The 23,509-nt window shown below is 70.3% G+C and carries 22 protein-coding genes; 5 read left to right on the forward strand and 17 right to left on the reverse strand.

The window, feature by feature from the left end; genetic code table 11:
- Nucleotides 1-119: 119 nt before the first annotated feature.
- The 6 genes from KJK29_RS08285 to KJK29_RS08310 all read right to left on the reverse strand — a co-directional run bounded on the left by KJK29_RS08285 (nucleotide 120) and on the right by KJK29_RS08310 (nucleotide 6,590).
- Nucleotides 120-1,250, reverse strand: coding sequence for a caspase, EACC1-associated type (locus KJK29_RS08285; RefSeq protein WP_215118064.1), 1,131 nt, complete (start codon nucleotides 1,248-1,250; stop codon nucleotides 120-122).
- Nucleotides 1,247-1,660 carry an effector-associated constant component EACC1 gene (locus tag KJK29_RS08290; RefSeq protein ID WP_215118065.1) on the reverse strand — a complete coding sequence of 138 codons (414 nt, stop codon included), beginning with the start codon at nucleotides 1,658-1,660 and terminating at the stop codon, nucleotides 1,247-1,249. Before KJK29_RS08290 ends, KJK29_RS08285 begins: the two co-directional genes overlap by 4 nt.
- A 146-nt stretch (nucleotides 1,661-1,806) precedes the next feature.
- Nucleotides 1,807-3,030, reverse strand: coding sequence for a hypothetical protein (locus KJK29_RS08295; RefSeq protein ID WP_215118066.1), 1,224 nt, complete (start codon nucleotides 3,028-3,030; stop codon nucleotides 1,807-1,809).
- A 91-nt stretch (nucleotides 3,031-3,121) separates the two neighbouring features.
- The gene (locus KJK29_RS08300) at nucleotides 3,122-4,018 is read right to left on the reverse strand and encodes a hypothetical protein (RefSeq protein WP_215118067.1); all 897 of its coding nucleotides are present in this window, start codon (nucleotides 4,016-4,018) and stop codon (nucleotides 3,122-3,124) included.
- 378 nt (nucleotides 4,019-4,396) lie between these two features.
- Nucleotides 4,397-5,050 (reverse strand): hypothetical protein, encoded by a 654-nt coding sequence (locus tag KJK29_RS08305; protein ID WP_215118068.1) that lies wholly within the window; start codon nucleotides 5,048-5,050, stop codon nucleotides 4,397-4,399.
- A gap of 31 nt (nucleotides 5,051-5,081) precedes the next feature.
- The gene (locus KJK29_RS08310) at nucleotides 5,082-6,590 is read right to left on the reverse strand and encodes an alpha/beta hydrolase (RefSeq protein ID WP_215118069.1); all 1,509 of its coding nucleotides are present in this window, start codon (nucleotides 6,588-6,590) and stop codon (nucleotides 5,082-5,084) included.
- Between the two features lie 226 nt (nucleotides 6,591-6,816).
- On the opposite strand from KJK29_RS08310, the gene KJK29_RS08315 reads away from it, so the two are divergent.
- A complete protein-coding gene (locus KJK29_RS08315) occupies nucleotides 6,817-7,548 on the forward strand; it encodes a helix-turn-helix domain-containing protein (RefSeq protein WP_251057747.1) in 732 nt (243 codons plus the stop codon).
- 60 nt (nucleotides 7,549-7,608) lie between these two features.
- Here KJK29_RS08315 and KJK29_RS08320 read toward each other — a convergent pair whose 3' ends face one another.
- From KJK29_RS08320 to KJK29_RS39350, 3 genes are read right to left on the reverse strand one after another with little or no spacing between them, the layout of a single operon-like run.
- Nucleotides 7,609-8,718, reverse strand: coding sequence for an SPFH domain-containing protein (locus KJK29_RS08320; protein WP_215118071.1), 1,110 nt, complete (start codon nucleotides 8,716-8,718; stop codon nucleotides 7,609-7,611).
- 29 nt (nucleotides 8,719-8,747) lie between these two features.
- Entirely contained in the window at nucleotides 8,748-9,185 is a 438-nt protein-coding gene (locus tag KJK29_RS08325; protein ID WP_215118072.1) for an NfeD family protein, read from the reverse strand.
- 27 nt (nucleotides 9,186-9,212) lie between these two features.
- Nucleotides 9,213-10,523 (reverse strand): alkyl sulfatase dimerization domain-containing protein, encoded by a 1,311-nt coding sequence (locus KJK29_RS39350; RefSeq protein WP_215118073.1) that lies wholly within the window; start codon nucleotides 10,521-10,523, stop codon nucleotides 9,213-9,215.
- Here KJK29_RS39350 and KJK29_RS08335 point away from each other — a divergent pair.
- Together KJK29_RS08335 and KJK29_RS08340 are read left to right on the forward strand one after the other, a co-directional pair.
- A complete protein-coding gene (locus KJK29_RS08335; protein ID WP_215118074.1) occupies nucleotides 10,411-10,740 on the forward strand; it encodes a TfoX/Sxy family protein in 330 nt (109 codons plus the stop codon). The two genes, KJK29_RS39350 and KJK29_RS08335, sit on opposite strands and share 113 nt — an antisense overlap.
- Before the next feature lie 116 nt (nucleotides 10,741-10,856).
- Nucleotides 10,857-11,090: a DUF4287 domain-containing protein gene (locus KJK29_RS08340; RefSeq protein ID WP_215118075.1), complete on the forward strand. Its 234-nt coding sequence runs from the start codon at nucleotides 10,857-10,859 to the stop codon at nucleotides 11,088-11,090.
- A gap of 121 nt (nucleotides 11,091-11,211) precedes the next feature.
- On the opposite strand, the gene KJK29_RS08345 is transcribed toward KJK29_RS08340, so the two are convergent.
- The 3 genes from KJK29_RS08345 to KJK29_RS08355 form a co-directional block, all read right to left on the reverse strand.
- On the reverse strand, nucleotides 11,212-12,540 hold the full coding sequence (locus KJK29_RS08345; RefSeq protein WP_215118076.1) for a class I SAM-dependent RNA methyltransferase: 1,329 nt from the start codon (nucleotides 12,538-12,540) through the stop codon (nucleotides 11,212-11,214).
- A gap of 149 nt (nucleotides 12,541-12,689) precedes the next feature.
- On the reverse strand, nucleotides 12,690-14,741 hold the full coding sequence (locus tag KJK29_RS08350) for an APC family permease (RefSeq protein WP_215118077.1): 2,052 nt from the start codon (nucleotides 14,739-14,741) through the stop codon (nucleotides 12,690-12,692).
- Nucleotides 14,742-15,006: 265 nt separating this feature from the next.
- Entirely contained in the window at nucleotides 15,007-15,921 is a 915-nt protein-coding gene (locus KJK29_RS08355; RefSeq protein ID WP_215118078.1) for an adenosine kinase, read from the reverse strand.
- Between the two features lie 284 nt (nucleotides 15,922-16,205).
- Here KJK29_RS08355 and KJK29_RS08360 point away from each other — a divergent pair, with 284 nt between their 5' ends.
- Both KJK29_RS08360 and KJK29_RS08365 read left to right on the forward strand, forming a co-directional pair.
- Nucleotides 16,206-16,877, forward strand: a complete 672-nt coding sequence (locus KJK29_RS08360; protein WP_215118079.1) for a potassium channel family protein — start codon at nucleotides 16,206-16,208, stop codon at nucleotides 16,875-16,877.
- On the forward strand, nucleotides 16,877-17,554 hold the full coding sequence (locus KJK29_RS08365) for a potassium channel family protein (RefSeq protein WP_215118080.1): 678 nt from the start codon (nucleotides 16,877-16,879) through the stop codon (nucleotides 17,552-17,554). Before KJK29_RS08360 ends, KJK29_RS08365 begins: the two co-directional genes overlap by 1 nt.
- Nucleotides 17,555-17,649: 95 nt before the next feature.
- On the opposite strand, the gene KJK29_RS08370 is transcribed toward KJK29_RS08365, so the two are convergent.
- The 5 genes from KJK29_RS08370 to KJK29_RS08390 all read right to left on the reverse strand — a co-directional run bounded on the left by KJK29_RS08370 (nucleotide 17,650) and on the right by KJK29_RS08390 (nucleotide 23,369).
- Nucleotides 17,650-18,393 carry a DUF3159 domain-containing protein gene (locus tag KJK29_RS08370; RefSeq protein WP_215118081.1) on the reverse strand — a complete coding sequence of 248 codons (744 nt, stop codon included), beginning with the start codon at nucleotides 18,391-18,393 and terminating at the stop codon, nucleotides 17,650-17,652.
- Nucleotides 18,394-18,396: 3 nt separating this feature from the next.
- A complete protein-coding gene (locus tag KJK29_RS08375) occupies nucleotides 18,397-18,795 on the reverse strand; it encodes an OB-fold nucleic acid binding domain-containing protein (protein WP_215118082.1) in 399 nt (132 codons plus the stop codon).
- 53 nt (nucleotides 18,796-18,848) lie between these two features.
- Nucleotides 18,849-19,532, reverse strand: coding sequence for a response regulator (locus KJK29_RS08380; RefSeq protein WP_215118083.1), 684 nt, complete (start codon nucleotides 19,530-19,532; stop codon nucleotides 18,849-18,851).
- Nucleotides 19,529-22,072, reverse strand: a complete 2,544-nt coding sequence (locus KJK29_RS08385; RefSeq protein WP_215118084.1) for a sensor histidine kinase — start codon at nucleotides 22,070-22,072, stop codon at nucleotides 19,529-19,531. Before KJK29_RS08385 ends, KJK29_RS08380 begins: the two co-directional genes overlap by 4 nt.
- Nucleotides 22,073-22,202: 130 nt before the next feature.
- Nucleotides 22,203-23,369, reverse strand: coding sequence for an alginate lyase family protein (locus KJK29_RS08390; RefSeq protein WP_215118085.1), 1,167 nt, complete (start codon nucleotides 23,367-23,369; stop codon nucleotides 22,203-22,205).
- Nucleotides 23,370-23,509: the final 140 nt, after the last annotated feature.

A 23,509-nucleotide genomic window follows, 5' to 3' on the forward strand; every position in this document is an offset into this window, starting at 1 on the left:
GACGGCAGTGCTTGATGCGCCCTCAGCAGACTCGCTGCAGCCCGCGACACAGGTAGCCGGACTGCCCCGTCGCCCCTTGGACTGCCCGGGCCATCGGCGGAGGCGGGATGGCCGCGCCGTCACGTTCGCGTGGGTCCACCGCTGGAGTGCTCTCGGGTCCAGTAGGCCAAGGCACGTTCCGCCTTGGGAAGGGCCCGGTGGGGGGACGGCTTGGTGCGGAGGGTGTCCACCAGGGCGGACAGCAGGGCCGTGGCCTGGTCGGGGAATCCGGCGATGCCGGTCATGACGGCGTGGTTGCGGCGGACGTCGATGCTGAAGTCGTCGAGCGGGCCCAGGACCTCGGCCGCGTCCCGGGCCAGATCGGCCAGGACGTGGAGCAGTTGGGGCAGCCGCGCCGGGTCGGGCACGGGGGTTTCGGGTGACGGCTCGGTGAGGTTCTTGAGCCGCTGGGCGAAGGCGGCCCGGGCACGCAGTCCCGCCGGTGTCCGCTGGGTGCCGTGAGCCGGGTTGAGCGCCAGCGCGATGTGGCCCGAGCCGTCGACCGTCTGCTGGTGGGGCGCGGGATATCCGGTGGGGATGATCCCCGCCCGCGGTGCCGGGGTGGTCGGCAGTACCACCGCCAGCCTGTCGTAGAGCGCGGAGAGGGCGAGATGGCGAGGCCCGTCGGGCAGTCCCTCGTCGAGGATCCGGAGCAGCTCCCCGGTAAAGCCGGTATGCGTTCCCTCGGGCGGGAACAGGGCCTTGACGGTGCGGCCGCACGCGGTGAGCAGGTGGATGCCGTGTCCGTCCGGTCCGAGGGCGCGGGCGGAGAAGCAGCAGTCGAGAATCGCGACCTTGTGTCTCGCCGACGATTCCCTCATCAGGCTGGCGACTTCGGCGAACGGCAGGGCCGGGCTCGGCTCACCCCCTCCGTCGTCCTGTCTGGTGGGAGTGAGGGCCAGGCAGAGACGGTCGTTGCGGCCCAGCAGTCCATGGCCGCAGTAGGAGAAGAGCAGCAGGTCGAGGTCCGGTTCCCGGACCATACGGCGCAGGGGATCCAGCACCTGGCGGGTGTCGGCGGGATCCAGGACCACCGTGGTTCGGCGCGCGTCGAACACCCCCCTTTCTCCGCTGAGGGCGGCCCCCAGGGCTCGGGCTGTGGTCACAGCCTGAGGTATGCGGGTCAGGGACTTGGGGCCGACGTGCCGACCGGTGCCGACGAGCAGCGCGTACGCGGCGCCGGGTGCGGGGGGCCACACGGCCCAGGTCATCCATCCGCTCCGGGCGGGGTGACGGCGAACGCGGACAGCTGGTCCATGACCGCGGCCAGTTGGTCCTCGTCGTCGACCGTGCCACTGACGCGGGTGCCGTCGGGCCGCACCACTTCGAAATCGATCCGCCGGTAGGCCGGACGCCGTTGCTGCAGCCAGAGGAAGAAGGTGTTGGTGACCGCGGCGATCACCGCTGCGGAGGCGTTGATGACGTCCACGGCGACGGCGACATCGCCCTGTTCACCGGGGGCGGGCGGCTGGGTGCGCAGGCTCGCCCTGCCGTCCAGCTGATCCGTGTCGTTGATCCACTCCGCCAGGTCCCTGTTCAGGGTGTCGGCTTGAGCCTCCGAACCCGGGAAGGCGAAGGTCAGCGCGTTCTCCTGCAGCCGGGATGCGGGTGCTTCGGGCATGTCCAGTGGCTCCTGTCGGTCGGTGGGATCATTGCGGGGCCGGAGTTCGGCGGTTGGGTTGATGCGGGACCTGGGGTTCTGTGGTCGGATCGCTGGGACACCGGGCGTTCGGCGGTCGGATCGCTGCGACACCGGGCGTTCGGCGGTCAGGCATCGGAGTCGAAGTCGGCCCAGCCGGCGTCGGTGCTGCCGGCGGGTGCCGCGTGGCGCGGGATGCTCGGCGCCTGTCGACTCAGCGCGAAGAGTTCGGGCTCGCCGGGCTCCTCGTGGGGCAGGCGGAAAACGGCAGCCACCTCGTCGGCGTCCACGAGATCGGCGAGCGCCGTCACCGTACTCGGGTCGCTCAGCCACAGCTGCCCCGCAGCCGGAACACGCAAGAACGGCGGGACCTCCTGCCAGTAGGCCTCCGGAAGCCAGTCCCGGTTGACGCCCAGCAGGTTGCCGCAGGCCACCTGGTGTTCCTCCCAGCTCTGCGGGTGAACGACCCTCGCCCCGGAACTCGTCGGCGCCAGGGTGTGGCCGATGAGGCTGGTCAGGACATCGGACACCGGGCCGTCGCCCTCGACGGCGACCGAGACGCGTGCCCGGTGCAGCCGCCCGGTGCAGCGTCGCGATGCCGCGTCGTACAGAGCGTGAGCCTCCTGGGCGAAGGGGTCGCCCGGCACGGGCCCCCCGTACATGGGGTCGGGTGGTCCCGGTGCCGCGAGGGTCCCGAACACCTGCGCTCTCATCGTCAGGCCCTCGGCCAGTCCGGGCGGAGCGGAGCACGGTTCGAGGCACACGCTGACCACCGTCCGCCGTGGCTCCGCCGCCAGTTGGGCCCAGATCCGGGTCCAGGAAGGCTCATGGGCGTCGAATCGGGACACCGCGGTCGCGATGCGTTCCGCTCCCCAGAGGCGGGTCAAGGTCCGGCAGGTGATGCGTTTGCGGATCTCGGCGATCGCGCCGCCCGCCGGCACGAACGGGGCGAGCAGACGCGCGAGCTCCGTGGTGTCCTCGATCCGGGTTCCCGTCACGTGCGCCGGGAACCGGGCCAGGGTGGGCAGCGCCTCCCGCGCGGCCCGGACCGCGGCTGCCGGGTCGGCGCCGTACACCTGGGCGATGACGACGGTTTCGATCCGTCCGCTCGCCGGATCGCTGATGAACCGCAGATCCCAGCGGGCTGTGGTGCGATCCGTCCAGAGCGCCGCGAGCCAGGTCCGCTCGGCGGCGACCCGGTCGGCTCCGCGACGGGCTTCGGAGAACTCCGGGTAGAGGCCCCCGGGCAGCGGAACGGGACTCAGCGCGAAGGCGACGTAGGCCCAGGTCTCCCCGTTGGGGGCACCGCGCAGCAGGATGCCCCGCGCGTCCCTGGGACCGGCTTCGGTCATCTGGCCCTTCCCTTTCCGCTCTCACCGGTCTTCCCGGGCGGGCCCGCCAGTCCGTCGGTGCTCCCGGGCCCGCCCGTTCCCTCGGGGCGCGTCAACTACCCGTTTGGGTACCGCCCGCGTGAGGGCCGCTTGCGGGCGGAGGTCCGCCGGGCGGCCCCCAGGCGGGCGTGGGCTGGAGGCCCGGCGTCGGAGCGGACTTCGCGCGGTCGTTCTGCACTGCCGGCAGCCCTTCCGGGAAGCCGTAGCTGACGGGCACGGCGACCTGGTCCACCGCCGTGGCCAGTCCCTCCCGGCACGCCGCGTGCACCGCCTCCCGCATGGCCCGCACACCCTCGGTCCGCATCATGATCCGCTCGGGGCTGAGACGACCCATGATGGACGCGAGCAGGTCGGAGACGAACTGGCCGATCAGGGCGTACCCGCGGCGCGAGCGCCACATCTGCCACCCCAGGTAGAGGTTCGTGCCGTACGAGAAGACCGAGACGTAGGCCTGGCACTGGCCCTCCGAGAGCACCAGGCGGTTGCGCACCTGATCCCGGCCCAGCCCGGTGGGGACGATGCGCACGGCATGGTCGACGGGGACACTGCGACGCGCGAGCGTACCCCTGATGGAGCTGTACGCCGAGTCGAGAGATCCCCTCCGGTCCGCCAGCAGAACCCGCCACTCGGCGATCGGTTCGACCAGGCGCATCCCGAGCAGGGTCACCCAGAAGGCGATTCCGGAGACGATGTACGCCAGCCCGGCCATGACGGCGAATCCCTCGCCACTGCCTCCGACGAGGAGGATGAGCCCGAAGAAGATGAGCGGGAGGAAAACCAGGAACGAGGCGAGGACGGCGTAGACGAGCAGTTGGAGCAGCTGCCGCCAGCTGACCGAGTCGTCGAGGGACGTCTCCACCGGCACGTGCTTCAGGTTCTTGTCGAGATACGCGGCGTTGGCGTCACCGCCTCTCCATCCCGGCAGGCTGGTGTACCCGTTGTCGTTCATGTGTCCCCCTGGGTGGCCTCGGATCCGAGGTAGCGATGATTACCCACTGTGGGTGGATAGTCACACATACTTGGAGGTTCCGAAGTCGTGACGGCCCAAGTCCACCGAAACGCGTGAGACTTTGAGCGACAAGCTCTCAGACTGCCGGACAGGCCCCTCTCGTCGCAGGACCCGCCACCCTCCGGCACCGGCCACGCCGCGTGCCCAGCCGCCGGGTTGGCGATCGGACGCCGCGGGTCGCTCGCCCGGCTTGAGCTGTACGAGGAGGAGAACCTCGACAAGGACGCGGACGGCATCCCCGACAGCTACCAGCGCGCCGATGCGAGCGGCGCATGAGCAGCGCGCGGCGTCGACGCCGGGGCAAGCAGAGGGCGCGCGTCAGCCCGTTCCGCCGTCGAGCAACCAGCTGTGGCGCAGCCGTAGCGCCCGCTCGGTGCTGGCCGCCGCCGTGGCCAAGCCGAGTGCGATGTTGCCCCACTTCGGCAGATCGACGGGCGAGGTGAAGGTTCCGGTGTGCCGGGCGATGCCCTCGGATCTGGTGAGCTGTTCGGCCGCTTGTGGAAGGAGGAGGGCGAGGGCGGCGACGAGCACGCACAGTGAGAGGAGACCGATCGCGCGGCTCAGTGCGGGGTGATCGCGTTCGAGGCGCGCGCGGCGTCCCTCGGCGGACCGGGGGTCCGGGACGAGCCGGTACTCGGGGCCTTCGTCGGTGACATAGTGGCACCGCTTGATCCCGAAGGCACTCATCCTCACCTCGACGGTGCCGCCCGGGACGGGGAAGGCGGCGGGGAGTCTGGACACGGCGCGCTGCCTGCCGTCGGTGTACAGGTGGGCCTTGAGGTGGTCGGACGAGTGGTTCTGCCAGTGCCTGACATCGACGGCGTAGACCGTGCGCTGGCCGTCGTCGCCCGTCAGCCGAAGACAGAACAGCGCGCGGAAGGGTAATTGCCACCAGCGGAAACGCTTCAGGGCTCGCCCGTCTCCGGGCTTGACCCGCTGCACGGCCCGACGCCGCCGCCACTCTTTGATCATGCTTGACTCCCGTTGTTCGCCCGGCCCGGGATCAGCCCGCGCGGCAGAGTGTGTCCTTGCCGGGCATCGCGCCTTCGACGAGGTAGCGCGTGGTGGTGTTCAGGGCACAGGGGTTGTCGCCGAGGACGTAGGCACCGTGCCCGCTGTCGTCGACGCTGAGCAGCCGGGATCGGTCCGCGAACTTCTGGCGCAGCATCCTCCCGCCGAGGTGGGGCGTCGCCGGGTCGCGCAGGTTCTGTACGAGCAGCACGTTGCGGGGCCCGTCGTCGTTGACGGCGACCGGCGGCTCGGCCGGGGTGTGCGGCCAGAAGGCGCAGGGTGTGATGTTGGCGGTGGCGGCGCCGAACAGTGGGTAGCGGGTGCGGTCCTCGGCGACGCCGTTCCGGTAGGTGTCGACGTTCGCGGGCCACTTGATGTCGTTGCAGGTCACGGCGGCAAACACCGCCAAGGGGTTGTCGATCGAGGACGTCGCCTCGCCTGCGGTGGCGCTCTGGGACGGCATGCGGCGGGCCGCCGTGTCGTCACCGTCCGCCAGCGCCTGCCACTGCTGCGCCAGCTTGGGGTACTGCAGCTTCTTGAACAGGAGACCGAAGGTGTACTGCCGCAGCAGGCTGCCGTCGAAGCCTGCCACCGGAGCCTTGTCGAGTCGCTCGGCGAGGGTGAGGTAGGTCGCGCGAACCTGCGCGGGAGTGCGGCCCAGCCCGTAGCTGTCGTGCCGTGCGGCCGCCCACTTCGCGAAGTCGGGAAAGGTCTGTTCCATCCCGAGGGCGTAGCGGCGCAGGCCGTCGCGGTCGAGGTGGGTGTCACCGATGTTGCTGTCGAGCACGATCCGGTCGGAGCGCTCGGGGAACATCGACGCGTAGGCGGCGCCCAGTGCCGTGCCGTAGGAGTAGCCGAGGTAGCTGGTCTTCTCCTCGCCGAGCTCGGCCCGGATGCGGTCCAGGTCGCGGGCGGTGTTCGCCGTGGTCAGGTGGCGCAGCCGCCCGTCGCGGTCCTGGCGTGCGCACTGCTCGGCCACCTTTTCGGCGGTCTTCGCCTGTTCGGTGACCGCGGTGTCGTCGGCCGCGTAGGGAGGAATGTTGGAGGTGTAGGGGCCGTCGGGCGTGAACCCGCATGTGACCGGTGCCGAGTGCCCGATGCCGCGGGTGTCCATGCCGATCAGGTCGTAGCTGTCGAGGACGTCGGCGGGAAGACCCCGGGCCACCAGCAGCGCGGCCTGCGCCAGTCCGGCCCCTCCGGGGCCGCCCGGATTGAGCATGAGCGTGCCACGTCGTTCTTCGGGGTTCGTACTGGCCAGCCGGGAGATCATGAGGTCGATCCGGGCGCCGCCGGGGTCGGCGTAGTCCACCGGTACGGGCACGGTGGCGCACCGCAGCTCGGTCGGAGCCGCCTCGGCCACGACGTCCTCGGGACAAGCGCCCCACCGCACCTGCGATGCCCGCGGCCCGTCCGCGGCGGCGGGCACGGCGACCAGCGAGCCGCTGAGGCCGAGGACGACCGCCAGGGCCGGGCTCCGGCCGATACTGCGATGTCGTTTCATGTCCAGTCTCCAGAACCGGTTGCGCGATGTCGGTCGCCACCCATCGCACTCCGTGCCCTTGGGGCACGGTCAATACCGTCCCGCCGCCGTGAAGGGACGAGCGGAGCCGGGGTTGACTGTGCCCTTGGGGCACGGTCTTGAATGGATCGCGTCCCGGAGACGGTCTCGCCGACCGGCAGGACACCGACGGCGACGGAGAACGGAGCCCTCAGGAAAGGGCCTTGCGGTGGCATGGAGCACGAGTCAGCTGGCCGAACTCGCCGGTACGACGCTGAAAACCGTCCGGCACTATCACCGGGTCGGTTTGCTGGACGAGCCGGAACGAGCGGCCAACGGCTACAAGCGGTACGGCATCCATCACCTGGTCCGCCTGCTGCGCATCCGCAGGCTGGTCGACCTCGGCGTGCCGCTGCCGGACATCCCCTCGGCCGAAACCGGCGACGAGGCAGGCAAGCAGATCCTGCGTGCCCTGGACGCGGAACTCGCGGCGAGCATCGAACGCCAGGAACGGATGCGGCGGGAACTGGCGGCGATCCTGGACAACCGGGCCTCGATCGACGTGCCGGCGCCCTTCAAGGAACTCGCCGACGACCTGCCCGAGGCTCAGCGATCCCTCCTGGTGGCGTACTCCAGCATCCTCACGCCCTCGGCGATGGCCGCTCTCGAGGAGCAGCTCTCAGCGCCTCGCAGTGCCGTCGGAGCGGAGTTCGAGGCCCTCCCCTCGGACGCCACCGAGGACGTTCGCCTACGGCTCGCGCAACGCCTCGCGCCCGAAGTCCGCAAACAGCAGAGGGATCACCCGTTCCTGAGGGACCTGGAAGCCTCCTCCCGCCGGGGAGCGGCGGTCACCCAGTCGGTTGTCGCGCAGGCATTGGCCGAGTTCTACAACGAGGCGCAGCTCGACGTCCTGCGACGCGTGCACGCACTGCTTTCGCAGCACGACGCTCCCGGGACGTGACAACGACAGCTGATGTCGCTGTGGCGATGTACCGGGGTCGTGCGGCGACCGAGGGTCGGCTCAATCGTCGGACGTCTGCCCCCGGCGCGGAGTCTGGGGCGACTTCGCGGCCTCCGCCTCCGCCTTGGCGTCGCTCACCGCGGCGGCGGCCTGTTTCCCGGCCTCGTCGGCAGCGGCGGCGGCGCCGAGCGATGCCGTCCAGCCCGCGCCGAGCTCCGGAGTGCGGCCATCGTCCGACAGGTCCTCAGTACCGGCAGCGGCCGCTTCATCGGGTTGCGCGGTTGTGTGCTGCCCCGCCGTCGGCTGATCACCGAACGCGCGGGTGACGGTCCGGACCGCCTCGGTCAGCTCCCCCGGGATCACCCAGAACGTGTTGTTGTCGCTGCTTGCCAGGTGCGGCAGCGTCTCAAGGTACTTGTAGGCCAGGATCTTCGGATCGGCGTTGTTCCGATGGACGGCCTGGAACACCAGCTCCACCGCCTTCGCCTCACCGTCCGCCCGCAGGATCATGGCTTGTTGCGTGCCCTGCGCCTCCAGGATGTCCTTCTGCTTCGTACCTTCCGCGGTAAGGATCTTGGCTTGCCGTTCCCCCTCGGCATGCAGGATGGCCGCGCGCTTGTCACGCTCGGCCCGCATCTGCTTCTCCATCGCCTCCTTGATCGTGTGCGGTGGATCGATGGCCTTGATCTCGACACGGTTGACCCGGATGCCCCACTTGCCGGTGGCGTCGTCGAGGACGGCACGCAGCCGGGAGTTGATCTCCTCGCGCGAGGTGAGCGTCTCCTCCAGATCCATGCTGCCGATGACATTCCGGAGGGTGGTCACGGTGAGCTGATCGATGGCGTGGAGGTAGTCGGCCACCTCGTAGGCCGCGGCCCGGGGGTCGGTGATCTGGTAGTAGAGAACGGTGTCGATGTTCACCACGAGGTTGTCCTCGGTGATCACCGGCCTGGGGTCGGACGAGTAGACCTGCTCGCGCACGTCGAGTTTGGTGTTGATGCGGTCCGCCACCGGCACGACCAGGTTCAGCCCGGGCTGCAGCGTCCGGCGGTATCGGCCGAACCGCTCGACGTTGTAGCGGCGAGCCTGCGGAACGATCCGCACGCTGGAGGCCACGAGGAAGACGACCACGATGGCCGCCACGAGGGCGAGGACGACAACCGGATCCACAGTGCCTCCATTGCTGTGCGTTCAGCCGTTCACGGAAGAAGCTCGCGGGGGTAGACGACGGCCGTGGCACCTTCGATCTCCATGACGTCGACCAGCGCTCCCACCGGGATGACGAGGCTTTCGTCGAGCGCGCGGGCGGACCATTCCTCACCGGAGAGCTTGATCAGGCCACGGGTCGCGGTGACCTCCTGCATGACCTCGGCACGCTTGCCGATCAGCGCGTCACTGCCCTCGCGAGTCAGGGGCTGCTGTGCCAGATGCCGCAGCGCGACAGGACGGACGATGACGAGGCCCGCCGCCGCTGCCGCTGCGAGGGCCAGGAGCTGGCCGAGAAGGCCAATACCCACGCCGGCGACCACAGCGGCAACCAACGCGGCACCGGCCAGCAAACCGAAGACGAGAGTCAGGGTGAAGAACTCCGCGGCACCCAGTGCCGCGGCGGCGAGCAGCCATACGAACCACGGCATCGGATCGCCCTCCTTCTGGGGCCCTCCTCACCAAGCTACCGCCCGGACCCGCCGGGCAGAACAGACACGGCAGCCGCCGCTCATGGCAGGACGAAGCGTGCGACGGCGGCGAGGCAGGTGACGTAGATGTCGCACGGGCGACTCGTGATCCTGGGCGGTGCTCGGTCGCTGGGCGACGGGGCTGTACAGGGAGCAAGGATTGCTGTCAGGGAGTGACGATGGCGAAGTCAGGGTCGGGGTCCGTAGTTCGGCGTCACTCAGGGTGATGTCGGTGTCAGGTTCGGCCATTTCGGGTGTCGTACCGGTGGTGTGGACGAGGACGCCGTTGCGCAGGCGCAGGTTGACCGGGTCCGCGCCGTGCGGGCTGAAGCGGATGGTGAGATCCGCGTGCCGGCTACGGGGTCCGTCGACTCGGATGGCCAGGGAGTCGACAAGCTGGTCAAGAGTCAGGGCAGCCAACAGGTCGGGCGAGTTGGTGACGGTCGGGGTGCCCACCGAGCCCGTGCGCAGTTCGAGCGCTCCGGTCAGGTAGAAGTTGCGCCAAGTACCGTTCTCGCTGCCGTAGCCGAGCTGTTCCAGGGCGTCGGCCTGCAGGGCGCGTGCCTCGGCGTTGCCGGGATGGGTGAAGACGACATGGTTGACGACCTGCGCGACCCAGCGGAAATCTCCGGCGGCGAAGGACTCGCGGGCCCGGCGCAGTACGTGTTCGGGGCCGCCGATGAAGTCCACGTACCGCTGGGCGGGATTGCCGTCGAACCAGCCCAGGTAGTGCTGGTAGACCGCCTTGACGTTGTGACTGACCGAGCCAAGGTCGCCAAGCGTGCGGCGCCGAGTGGTTCGCCGATCGGCGAGGTGAGGAGCGGTGGCTGGGGCTGGGGCTGGGCTACGTACGGGAAGCGCACCGCACAGGGCGCCAGGCGCCCTGGATCGATTCCGGGTCCCGCCCCTGGCTTGCCGCTCGGGCGGTACTCGCACTCCTCCTCGACCAGCTGGTGAGCACCGGGTGGTGACGCGGGTCGGGAGAGAGGAAGGTGGAAGCGGAAGGCGAAGACATGACGATCGACGTGACGGCCACGCGCGTCGTCCCGCGGCCGCGCGAGCGGGTGGCCGCGTACGCCACGGACCGGCGGCACCTCCCCGCTGCTCGTCCGCCAGGCGCGAGGCAACATCGCCAAGGACCAGCGCGACCCGCAAGCACGGCTTGTGGAACAGGGGTGAGACGGCGATGGCGTACGACGAAGGACTGGCCGAGCGAATCCGGGAACGGCTGGGCGCGGACCCGGCGATCAGCGAGAAACGGATGTTCGGCGGGCTCGCCTTTCTGTACCGCGGCAACATGGCCGTGGGCGTCACCAGCGACGACCTCATGGTCAGGGTCGGCCCGGAGGCGACGGACACGGCGCTGGTACGGCCCGGGGCACGGTTCTTCGACTTGACCGGCCGTCCGATGCGCGGCTGGGTCGTGGTCGAGGGCGCCGCGGTCGCGGAGGACCAGGCGCTCGGCGCGTGGGTCGACGAGGGACGCGCGTTCGCGGCGAGCCTGCCTCCCAAGTGAGGCGGGGGCACGGCGCGCACGGCATGTGACGCAGCACACTCTCCATCGCCGATGACTTCGGGCGCGGCCCCAGGTCATACGGCGGACTGCATCGGAACAGACGGGAGACCACCGCCATGACCACCACGTCCTCCACCACGCCCTCGACCGTGAAGGGCCCCGCGAGCTACTTCCCTTCCATCGAGAAGAAGTACGGCCGCCCGATCGCGGACTGGCAGGACCTCATCCGCTCCTCGCCGCTGACCCGGCACATGGAGCTGGTGAACTGGCTGAAGTCCGAACACGGACTGGGGCACGGCCACGCCAACGCGCTCGTCGCCCACACGCTCGCGGAGCACGCCGGCAAGTGAGGCCCGCAGCCACATCCGCATCCGCGCCGCCGCGGCCAGGCGGCCGGGTAACTGCGCAGACCCTTCGACGGGAGGGCCGCCGCCCACACCGCGCATAACGCGCACGCGGAGAACAGACAGATCAGGAGCCCTTTGCCGCCGGCTCAAGAATCGCCACGCACTCCACGTGATGCGTCATCGGGAACAGATCAAACGCCCGAAGCATCCGCACCCGATACCCCCCATCCCGGAAATACCCCAAGTCCCGCGCCAACGCCGCCGGATCGCAAGCCACATACGCGATGCGCCGTGCGCCGAGCGACGACAGATGCTTCACCGTCTTCCGCCCGGCGCCCGCGCGCGGCGGGTCAAGGACGATGAGGTCGACGTCCGTGATGCCCGTGCGCGGCAACACGCTCTCGACCTTGCCCTGTTCGATGCGGACGCGGTCGAAGTCCGCGAGATTGTGGCGCGCATCCTCCACCGCCCGCTTGCCGGACTCGATTCCGAGGACCGCCCCGGCGTCGCCGACCCGGTCGGCGAGGGCGCCGGCGAAGAGGCCGACGCCGCAGTAGAGGTCGAGGGCCATGTCGCCCTTGCGGGGCAGCAGGCCCTGCATGACCGCGGTCACGAGCGTGTCGGCCGACTTCGGGTGGACCTGCCAGAAGCCGCCGTTGCCGACCCGGTGGGTCCGGCCGTCCGCGCGTTCGCGGACGAAGGGACGGCCGTGGACACGGTGAACACCGCCGTCGCGTTCGTCGACCCGCAGGACGGAGACGGGGCGGTCCAGTTCGACCAGCGGCAGGCGCGCGCCCGGCTTCGGCGTCAGGACCACCTGGCGGTCCTGGGAACCCGTCGCCGCGATCGCCTCGACGGAGTCCATGCCGGTCCAGTCGCGCTTCTCGATGCCCAGCTCGCTGACCTCGTCGGCGGCGATCATGCAGTGGTCGATCGGCTCGACCTCGTGGGAGCGGTGCCGGCGCAGGCCCGCGCGGCCGTCGGCGGTGACGGCGTACTGGACGCGGGTGCGCCACGCGGGGACCTGGCCCGCGGGCAGCTTGTCGCCCTCGGCGGGCACCACCGTGCCGTCCCAGCCGGCCTCCTCCGGGGTGAGCCCGGCGAGCCGCTGGAGCTGTTCGGCGATGACGTCGGCCTTCAGGCGCCGCTGCGCCCCCGGCTTGGCGTGCTGCCAGTCGCAGCCGCCGCAGCGGCCGGGGCCGGCGAACGGGCAGGGCACGTCGATGCGGTCCTTGGAGGCGTCCAGGATCTCGACCGCGTCGGCGCGCAGGAAACGGGCACCCTCCTCGCCGTCCGTCACCCGCGCCACGACCCGCTCACCGGGCAGCGCGTGCCGGACGAACAGCACCTGGCCCTCGGACGTACGGGCGATGCAGTGGCCGCCGTGGGCGACGGGGCCGACCTCGACCTCGTACTCCTCCCCCACCAGCGACTTCCTCGGTTCTGCCTGCATGGCGGGGTGACTCCAAAAGCGTGAGGGGAACGATCAAAGGGGTGCGGCCGAACGGAGGCGGCCGGACAACAGCCCACCAGTCTACGTGGCTGCCGCCCGGCCGATTCACGCCCGTTTCGCACGGGCCTCAGGCCCGTCGAATCCTGGTCTCAGCCCTTCGGCTCCGAAGACTCCTTCGACCGCACCTGCGCCGGCCCCCGCCGCACCGATCCCGGCGCGTTCCAGTCCTGCTGCTTGCGGGCGCGCCGCTTGGCCGCCTCGGAGGACTGGAGCTGGTACGGCACCGAGGTCACCATGATGCCCGGCGTGAAGAGCAGCCGGCCCTTGAGGCGCAGGGCGCTCTGGTTGTGCAGCAGATGCTCGTACCAGTGGCCGACGACGTACTCGGGGATGATCACGGACACCGCGTCGCGCGGCGACTCCTTGCGCAGGCCCTTGACGTACTCGATGATCGGCCGCGTGATCTCGCGATAGGGCGAGTCCAGGACCTTCAGCGGTACGTCGATGCCGCGCCGCTCCCACTCGTCCCTGAGCGCCTTGGTCTCCGCCGGGTCGACGTTGACGCTCAGCGCCTCCAGGCTGTCCGAGCGCATCAGCTTGGCGTAGGCCAGGGCGCGCAGCGTCGGACGGTGGATCTTGGAGATCAGGACGACGGAGTGGATGCGGGAGGGCCGCACGCTGTCGTCGCTCGGGCCCTCGGGGGCGGCGATCTCCTCGGCGACGCGGTCGTAGTGCTTACGGATGGCCGACATCGTCACGTAGAAGATCACCATGCCGAGCAGGGCGACCCACGCGCCGTGCGTGAACTTGGTGACGAGGACGACGACCAGCACGAGGCCGGTGAAGAAGGCGCCGAAGGCGTTGATCGCGCGGGAGCGGATCATGTGGCGGCGCTTGGCCGGGTCCGTCTCCGTCGCCAGATGGCGGTTCCAGTGGCGGACCATGCCGGTCTGGCTGAGCGTGAAGGACACGAACACGCCGACGATGTAGAGCTGGATCAGGCGTGTGGAGTCGGCGCCGTAGATCCCGACCAGGAGTCCGGCGGCACCGGCGAGGAGCACGATGCCGTTGGAGAAGGCCAGGCGGTCGCCGCGGGTGTGCAACTGGCGGGGCAGGTAGCGGTCCTGGGCGAGGATCGAGCCGAGCAGCGGGAAGCCGTTGTAGGCGGTGTTCGCGGCGAGGAAGAGCACCAGCGCGGTGGCCGCGGCCAGGATGATGAAGAGGAAGCTACCCTTGCCGAAGACGGCTTCGGCGACCTGGGAGATCACCGGGTTCTGGACGTAGTCCGCGCCGAGCGGGACGCCGTTGTGGATGAGGTCCTTGGCCGGGTTCTCGGCCATGCGGACGTCGGTCGCGGCGGCCAGCGCGATGATGCCGCAGAACATGGTGACGGCCAGCAGGCCCATCATCGCGAGGGTGGTCGCGGCGTTCTTGGACTTGGGCTTGCGGAAGGCCGGGACGCCGTTGGAGATCGCCTCGACGCCGGTGAGGGCGGCACAGCCGGAGGAGAAGGCGCGCAGGAGGAGGAAGACGAGGGCGAAGCCCGCGAGGCCCTGGTGCTCGGGTTTGATGACGTAGTCCGCCGTCGGGGCCCGCATGGTGTCGTCCAGGACGAGCCCGCGGAAGGCGCCCCACGCGATCATGGTGAAGACGCCCGCGACGAAGATGTACGTCGGGATCGCGAACAGCGAGCCGGACTCCTTCACCCCGCGCAGGTTCATCAGCGTGAGCAGCACGATCACGCCTATCGCACAGAGCACCTTGTGCTCGACGACGAACGGGATCGCCGAGCCCAGGTTCTCGATGCCGGAGGAGATCGACACCGCGACGGTGAGGACGTAGTCGACGAGCAGCGCGCTGGCGACCGTGAGGCCCGCCTTGGGGCCGAGGTTGGTGTTCGCCACCTCGTAGTCGCCGCCGCCGCTGGGGTAGGCGTGCACGTTCTGCCGGTACGAAGCCACCACGGTGAACATCAGTACGACGACCGCGACGGCGATCCACGGACTGAAGTGGTACGCCGTCACGCCCGCGATGGACAGGACCAGCAGCACCTCCCCTGGCGCATACGCCACGGAGGACAGCGGGTCGGAGGCGAAGACGGGTAGTGCGATGCGCTTCGGCAGGAGGGTCTCCCCCAGCCGGTCACTGCGCAGTGCGCGCCCGATCAGGATCCGCTTGGGCACGTCGGTCAGTTTGGACACAACAGAGGATCGTAAGCGTTCGATTGCGGGCTCGCCCACCCGCCACCCCTCATCGGGCCCCGCTCTGCTCTCCGAGTGAATTCCGAGGCCGCTGCGGCTGCGGATTCCGCAGGTCACCCGGTTCCCATGCCTATATGACTAAGCTCCGTCCGCTTCCCGGCCGTTGTCGACCCCGGAGGTCCCATGCACACGTCCGCAGAACTGATCGGCGCCGCGGCCACCGTCATCGCCCTCGGAATCCTGACTCTTGCGAGCGTGCGCAGCATCAACCGCCGCTGATCAGCTCGGTGACACGGGCGCACAGTTCCGCCCGGCCGATGCTGTCGGCCCGGGTCGAGGGCACCGTGCAGGCGTACGCCCCCGCCACCGCGCCGTACAGGGCGCAGCGGCGGGGCGGCTCGGCGTTCAGCCAGGCGTAGAGGAACGCGGCGGCGAAGGCGTCGCCCGCGCCGTTGGAGTCGACCACCGGCGCCGGAGGTGTGGCGGCGGGTACGTGAGTGAACTCACCGTCGGCCAGCAGGCAGGCCCCGTCGGCCCCGGCGGTGGCGACGACCGCCCGGGCCCGGCCCCGCTCGGTGATCCACCGCATGGTGCGCTCCGGGTCGGCCAGAGCCGCGCTGGACAGGAAGACCAGGTCGGCCCGGAGCGCGAAGGGCTCGTGGTAGGGGTTGGACCCGTCCCAGTCGTGCAGGTCGGTCGAGACGGTCACGCCCGCCTCGCGCAGGGTGGGCAGCGCGTGGCCGCACGGCTGGGTGATGACGACGTGGGCGTGCCGGCTGACGGCGGCCAGCTCCCGCACGGTGGCCTCGGGCAGCCGGTCGGTCTCCGCCGTGCGCGTGGCGTCGTAGAGGGAGAGCCGTCCGCCGTCGGGGCCGACGAGGTTGACCGCGCGCTTGGTGCCGAGCGGCTGGGGGACGGCGGTGAGGGCGATGCCGCGGTCGCGGTGCAGGGCGCGGACGAGGTCGCCCTCGGGGTCGTCGCCCAGCATGTCGAGGTGGTGGGTGCGCAGGCCCAGGGCGCTCGTCCCGAGGGCGACGAAGTCTCCGCTCTGGCCCGCGCGCGTCACGATCCCGGGCCGGATCATGTGGCTGTCGGCGAGCGGCACGGGCAGTTCGGGCACGTGCACGATGGTGTCCACGCCGGCGCCGCCCAGGACCAGGACGTCGATCTGGGTGCTCATGGTCTGTTCCTCCCCCGCCGAGGGCAGCCGCCCCGGGCCCCGGTCGAAGCAGGCTCCGGCCCGGGCAGGGCCGTCGGCAACCCCCTCGACTTTGCCGATACGTTGGAGTCGGGCAGTCGAACGCGGCACCGCCCCCGCAGGGCATCATGGCCTGATTCCCCCGGCATGATGTTGCCCGGCGGTCCGCACGCAGGCCGCGATGTGATGCCCGGCGAGCCGAAAGAGAGACATGATCAGGACATTCATGCAGGTCAGAGGGCCTGCAGGAAGCGCGGTGTGACGCGATGCATATTGTCATCATGGGGTGCGGGCGAGTGGGCTCCGCCCTCGCCCAGAACCTGGAGCAACAGGGCCACACGGTCGCCGTGGTCGACCAGGACCCCACCGCCTTCCGCCGCCTGGGGTCCTCCTTCGGCGGCCGCCGGGTCACCGGGGTCGGCTTCGACCAGGACACCCTGCGGGAGGCCGGCATCGAGGAGGCCGGCGCTTTCGCCGCCGTCTCCAGCGGTGACAACTCCAACATCATCGCCGCACGCGTGGCCCGCGAGATGTTCGGCATCGAGAACGTCGCCGCCCGCATCTACGACCCCCGCCGCGCGGAGGTCTACCAGCGCCTGGGCATCCCGACCGTCGCGACGGTCCGCTGGACGGCCGACCAGATGCTGCGCCGGCTGCTGCCCTCCGGCGCCGAGCCGCTGTGGCGCGACCCCACGGGCGGCGTCCAGCTCGCCGAGGTGCACGCCTCCACCGCCTGGGTCGGCCACAAGATCAGCCGGCTCCAGGAGGAGACGGGTGTGCGCGTGGCGTTTCTGACCCGGCTCGGCGAGGCGGTCCTGCCCACCTCGCAGACGGTGTTGCAGGAGGGCGACCTGGTGCACGTGATGATGCGCACCGACGAGGTCGACACGGTCGAGGCGGCGTTCGCCAAGGGTCCTGAAGAGGAGGGCGGTCACTGATGAGGGTCGCCATTGCCGGAGCCGGCGCGGTCGGCCGCTCGATCGCGGGCGAGCTGCTGGAGAACGGCCACGAGGTCCTGCTCATCGACAAGGCGCCGACGGCCATCTCGGTCGAACGCGTCCCGCAGGCCGAGTGGCTGCTCGCCGACGCCTGCGAGATCACCTCCCTGGACGAGGCAGCGCTCCAGCGCTGCAACGTCGTCATCGCCGCGACCGGCGACGACAAGGTGAACCTGGTCGTCTCGCTCCTCGCCAAGACGGAGTACGGCGTTCCGCGGGTGGTCGCGCGGGTGAACAACCCGAAGAACGAGTGGCTCTTCAACGAGTCCTGGGGCGTGGACGTCGCCGTCTCCACGCCGCGTCTGATGTCCGCCCTGGTCGAGGAGGCGGTGAGCGTCGGCGACCTGGTCCGTCTGCTCCGCTTCAGCCACGGCGACGCCAACCTGGTCGAGCTGACCCTGCCGGAGGAGTCGGCCCTGGCCGGCACGCAGGTCGGCGACGTGGAGTGGCCCGAGGACACGTCCCTGGTGACGATCATCCGCGGCACCCGCGTCCTCACCCCCTCCCGGGAGGACTCCCTGGAGGCGGGCGACGAACTCCTCTTCGTGGCCGCGCAGGCGCGTGAGGAGCAGCTGGAGGACCTGCTGTCGGTGCGCAAGGACAGCGCGAAGAGCTGAGGCGGTGCCTTTCGGGGCAAGCAGGAGGGGGCGCCCTGGACTTCCAGGACGCCCCCTCCCCCGGTTCTCGAGGTCTCGAGGTCAGCTCTCGGAGTTCACTGCTCGGCGGACCGGGCAGCGGCTTCCCTCTCCCTCTCCCGCTCCCTCTCCTCGGCGGCCTTCTCCTCCGCCTCCATCTCCGCGAACACATCGATCGGCGCGGGCGCCTTCGCCAGGAACACCCAGGTCAGCCAGACGGCGAGCAGGAACGGCGGGATCTTCAGGGCGATCAGGACCCAGCCGAGCTGCGTGGTGTCGGCCCACCAGTACAGCGGGAAGAGGATCGCGCACTTGGCGAGCAGGATCGCGCCCCACGCGTAACTGGCCTTGGCGTAGGCCTTCTTGCGGCCGGGGTTACGCGTGCGCCAGGAGAGGTTCTCCTTGAAGACCGGGCCGAGGATCAGCCCGATCAGCGGGACACCGCACAGCGTGGTGACGATGTACGCGAGTCCGAGGCCCAGCGTGTAGAGCATGCCCGGCAGGTAGAAGTCCTTGGCGTTGCCGGTCATCATCGCGAAGACGACACCGAAGGCGACGCCGAAGACACCGCTGAAGGCGTGCTTGACGGTGTCCTTCATCACCAGCCGGACCACGACCAGCACCAGCGACACGGCCAGGGCCGCGATCGCCGACAGATGCAGATCCTTGTTGATCGTGTAGATGCTGACGAAGAGCAGGCCGGGCAGCACCGTCTCGACCATGCCCCGGACGCCGCCGAACGCCTCGAACAGGGCGGCCTCGGTCACCGCCCGGTTGTCGTCCGCAGATGTCTCTTCGGTCGGCTTGTCGAGCGACGTCACCGGCTACTCCCGTCCGAGGGGTCTCAGTTCGTACTTGGGATTGAACAGCACCCGGCGGCCCCGGCTCATGGAGACGCGGCCCGATGCGATCAGCCTGCGCCCCGGTTCTATGCCCACGATGGAGCGCCTGCCGAGCCACACCACGTCCAGCGCGGCGGAGCCGTCGAACAGCTCGGCCTCCAGGGCCGGGACTCCCGCGCGCGGCCGCAGGGTGACCGTGCGCAAGGTACCAGTAACCGTCACTATCTGCCGGTCCTGACAGTCTCCGATCCGGATACAGCCCGCCGTCTCGGTGTCCTCCCGCAGCTCCTCGGACTCCAGGTCCTCCTGCGACGAGGAGAGCCGGTCGAGCATGCGCCGGAACCGGCCCGCCGGCTTCTGCGAACGAGGAACAGCACTCATGACTAGAGCGTACCGGGGCCCGCTGACAGCTACGTAGCCCTGTGGCACAGGCCCTACTTCTCGAAGCGGTACCCCATCCCCGGCTCGGTGATGAAGTGCTTCGGATGCGACGGGTCCGCCTCCAGCTTCCGCCTCAGCTGTGCCATGTACACGCGCAGATAGTTCGTCTCCGTCCCGTACGACGGCCCCCACACCTCCTGGAGCAGCTGCTTCTGCCCGACCAGGCGGCCGCTGTGGCGCACCAGGACCTCCAGCAGATGCCATTCCGTGGGGGTCAGACGTACGTCCTTCCCGGCGCGGTTGACCTTCTTCGCGGCCAGGTCGACGGTGAACTCGTCGGTCTCCACGATCACGTCGTCCTCACCTCCTCCGGCCGGCTCGGCCCGGCGTACGGCGGCCCGCAGCCGGGCCAGCAGCTCGTCCATGCCGAACGGCTTGGTGACGTAGTCGTCGGCCCCCGCGTCCAGCGCCTCGACCTTCTCGTCGGAGGAGTGCCGGGCGGAGAGCACCAGGATCGGCACCCGTGTCCAGCCGCGCAGCCCCCTGATCACCTCGACGCCGTCCATGTCGGGCAGCCCGAGGTCGAGGACGACCACGTCGGGGTGGCGGGCGGCGGCGAGCTGGAGGGCGGTGGCGCCGTCATGGGCCGCGTCGACCTCGTACTTGCGTGCCTTGAGGTTGATCACGAGAGCGCGCACGATCTGGGGCTCGTCGTCGACCACCAGGACGCGGGTCATGAGACCTGCCTTTCGGGTTCTGCCGCGTGCAGCGGCTCCGGGCGGGTTCCCGCCGCGCGGAGGGTGAGGACCATGGTGAGGCCGCCGCCGGGCGTGTCCTCGGCGTTCAGGGTGCCGCTCATGGCCTCGGCGAAGCCTCGCGCCACCGCGAGCCCCAGGCCCACGCCTGCGCCGCGGGGGGCGTCGCCGTAGCGCTGGAAGGGTTCGAATATGCGGTCCTTGGCCGCGTCGGGGACGCCCGGCCCCCGGTCGACCACCCGCACCTCCACCCGGTCGGCGAGCGCGCTGGCGGCGACCAGCACGGGCGAGCCGGGCGGACTGTACTTGACGGCGTTCTCGACCAGGTTGGCCATCGCCCGCTCCAGCAGCCCCGGGTCCACGGCGACCATCGGCAGGGTCTCGGGGACGTCCAGGTCGGCGCTGCCCTCGGGCACCCCGCCGAGCGCCATGGGCACCACCTCGTCGAGGTCGATCTCGCGGATCAGGGGGGTGACCGTGCCGGTCTGGAGGCGGGACATGTCGAGCAGGTTGCCGACGAGGTGGTCGAGGCGGTCCGCGCCCTCCTCGATGCCCTCCAGCAGTTCCGCCTGGTCCTCGTCGGACCACTCGACGTCCTCGGAGCGCAGGGAGGTCACGGCCGCCTTGATCCCGGCGAGCGGGGTGCGCAGATCGTGGCTGACGGCGGCCAGCAGCGCCGTACGGATGCGGTTGCCCTCCGCGAGCGCGCGGGCCCGGTCGGCCTCCTCCTGGAGCCGGCGGCGGTCCAGTACGACGGCGGCCTGGGCGGCGAAGGCGGCCAGCACCCGGCGGTCCTCGGCGGGCAGGACGCGGCCGGTGAGCGCGAGGGCCATATGGTCCCCGACCGGCATGTCCACGTCCGCCTGCTCGGGCCGCTCCACGGGATGCCCCTGCCCGACGCGGCCCGCGCAGGTCCACGGCTCGACGTCGCTCGCCCGCTCCAGCAGGGCCGCCGACTCCATCCCGAAGGTCTCCCGGACGCGTTCCAGCAGCTCCTCCAGGCCGGTCTCACCGCGCAGCACGTTGCCCGCGAGGAAGGACAGGATCTCCGACTCGGCCCGCAGCCTGGCCGCCTGGTGGGTGCGGCGGGCGGCCAGGTCGACCACGGAGGCCACCGCCACGCCGACGGCCACGAAGATGACGATGGCGACGATGTTCTTCGGGTCGGCGATGGTCCACCGGTGCAGCGGCGGTGTGTAGAAGTAGTTCAGCAGCAGGGATCCCACCGCGGCCGAGGCCAGCGCGGGGAGCAGCCCGCCGAGCAGGGCCGCCGCGACCGTCAGCGCCAGGAACAGCAGCATGTCGTTGGCGAGGCCGAGATCGACGGTGTTGAGCAGCGCCGCCAGGGCCGGCGGTCCGGCGACGCCGACGATCCAGCCCCATACGCGCCGGGAGCGCCCGAGGCGCGCGTCCCGGGCCACGGGAAGGCCGCGGCCCTTGGCGACCTCGTCGTGGGTGACGATGTGCACGTCGAGGTCGGGCCCGGACTCCCGGGCGACCGTCGCGCCGACACCGGGCCCGAAGACGTACTGCCAGGTCTTGCGGCGCGAGGAGCCCAGCACGATCTGGGTGGCGTTCACACCGCGGGCGAAGTCGAGGAGGGCGGCCGGTATGTCGTCGCCCACGACGTGGTGGAAGGTACCGCCGAGGTCCTCGGCCAGGGTCCGCTGCATCGCCAGTTCCTTGGGCGAGGCCGAGGTCAGCCCGTCGCTGCGGGCTATGTAGACGGCCAGCACCTCGCCGCCGGCGCCCTTCTCGGCCAGCCGCGCGGCACGGCGGATCAGCGTCCGGCCCTCCGGGCCTCCGGTCAGGCCGACCACGATCCGCTCGCGCGAGCCCCAGATCCTCGAGACCCGGTGCTCGCTGCGGTACTGCGTGAGATAGGCGTCGACCCGGTCGGCCACCCACAGCAGCGCCAGCTCGCGCAGGGCGGTCAGGTTCCCGGGCCGGAAGTAGTTGGAGAGGGCCGCGTCGACCTTGTCCGGCTTGTAGATGTTGCCGTGCGCCATCCGCCGCCGCAGCGCCTCGGGCGACATGTCGACCAGCTCGATCTGGTCGGCCCGCCGTACCACCTCGTCCGGCACGGTCTCCTGCTGCCGCACCCCGGTGATCGACTCGACGACGTCGCCGAGGGACTCCAGATGCTGGATGTTGACGGTCGAGATCACGTCGATGCCGGCCGCCAGCAGCTCCTCCACGTCCTGCCAGCGCTTGGCGTTGCGGGAGCCGGGGACGTTCGTGTGGGCCAGTTCGTCCACCAGGGCGACGGCGGGGGCGCGCCGCAGGACGGCGTCGAGGTCCATCTCGGGGAAGACGCCGCCGCGGTACTCCAGCTGCTTGCGCGACACCTGCTCCAGGCCGTGCAGCATCACCTCGGTGCGGGGCCGGTCGTAGTGCTCGACGAAGGCGACCACGCAGTCGGTGCCCCGCTCGACGCGGCGATGCGCCTCGGAGAGCATCGCGTACGTCTTGCCGACGCCCGGTGCCGCACCGAGGTAGATCCGAAACTTGCCGCGTGCCATGGCCTCATTGTCTTCCGGTCTGCTGCTTGCGCAGCGTCGACCTTACGGCCAGCAATTACGGCATATGGGTGCCGGGCGCGGCCGCGGACCGTCTTTGACGGAACTCTGACGCGCCCGGCGGGTCAGGGCCTCACCCGGGATTGTCGCCGTGGGTGAGGGTCTCCCAGGCGACGAAGAGGTTGTTGCTGCCGGCCGGGCGCCCCCGCTGGGTCAGTGTCCCGGTGTTGGTCATGGCGTGTCCGAGGCGGTTGGCCAGGGCGTTGTGGCCGACCTCGGGGACCGGCCCGAGCCCGGGCTTGAGCGAGCCGCCGCACAGCCATGCCGGGGCGGCGGTGCCGAGCTCGTACTTGGCGTGGAAGCCGAGCCCGTGCCGCAGCCGCTCGCCCACGTCGGTGCCGTAGAGGTCCTGGCCCTGGATCCGGCTGGTCTCGGCGATGTGCGAGATGGCCGAGAGGCCGTAGCCGGTGTGGGTGAAGTCCCGGCAGGTCTCCTGGCTGAGGCCGTCGACGAAGGTCGACTGCCCCTGCCAGTACCGGACGATCTTCTCCCGGGTGTTGAGGTTCTGGCTCGGCACGGTCTTCGGCAGCTCACCGTCGGAGGCCAGGTAGACGTAGGCGGCGGTCCGCGTGCGGAACTTCGCCATGGCCTTGTCGTACGACGTCTTGTCCTCCAGGAAGACGGAGATGCCGACGGCGGCCTCCATCATCGACAGCTCCCAGTTCCCGTTGGAGTGGGAGCCGTTGATCACCTCGGGGAGGTAGACGTTGCGCAGCATGGTGGCGAAGCGGCCGGAGTTCGCCCAGGTCCCGGTGTAGGTGTGCTTGATGATCTCGGCGGCCTTGGGCCAGGAGGAGCCGGCCCAGCCGGTCTGCAGGGGCGCGTTGCTGTTGGTGTGGTCCCTGATCACGGCCGACCAGGCGTCCATCAGCTCGATGGCCTTGCGCGCGTGCCGTTCGTCGCGGGTGACGTACCAGGCGAGGGCCTGGGTGTAGGCGGCGATCGCGTCCTCGCGTTCGTCGGTGCAGCCGTGGTTGGGGTTGGAGTACGAACCGCACTCGACGACGGCCCGGGGCTCGGGCGTGCGGTTCAGGTCGGCGTACTTGCTCGCGATCATCCGGTCGAAGGCACCCTTCCAGGGCTGGGCGCCGGAGCCGACCTTGGAGCGGGTGAAGTCCAGCTGCCCCTTGGAGACGGTGACTCCGGGGTGGACGAAGTCGCTGGGAGCGGCGTTCGCGGGCCAGGCGAGGAGGCCGGCCACGAGGGAGGCCGTGGCGGCCAACAGAGCGGTTCTGTGCATGCGCAGGAGCCTTCCGTTCTTGTATGTGAACGTGAAGCGCCTTTATGAACAGACGCGATGAACCGAAACGGTAGGTACAGACCAATGAGCCGTCAAGGGTTCACGCATGAGAAAGGGCCGTACCCCCTGCGGGGTACGGC

The organism is Streptomyces koelreuteriae, assembly GCF_018604545.1.
Classification (GTDB): domain Bacteria; phylum Actinomycetota; class Actinomycetes; order Streptomycetales; family Streptomycetaceae; genus Streptomyces; species Streptomyces koelreuteriae.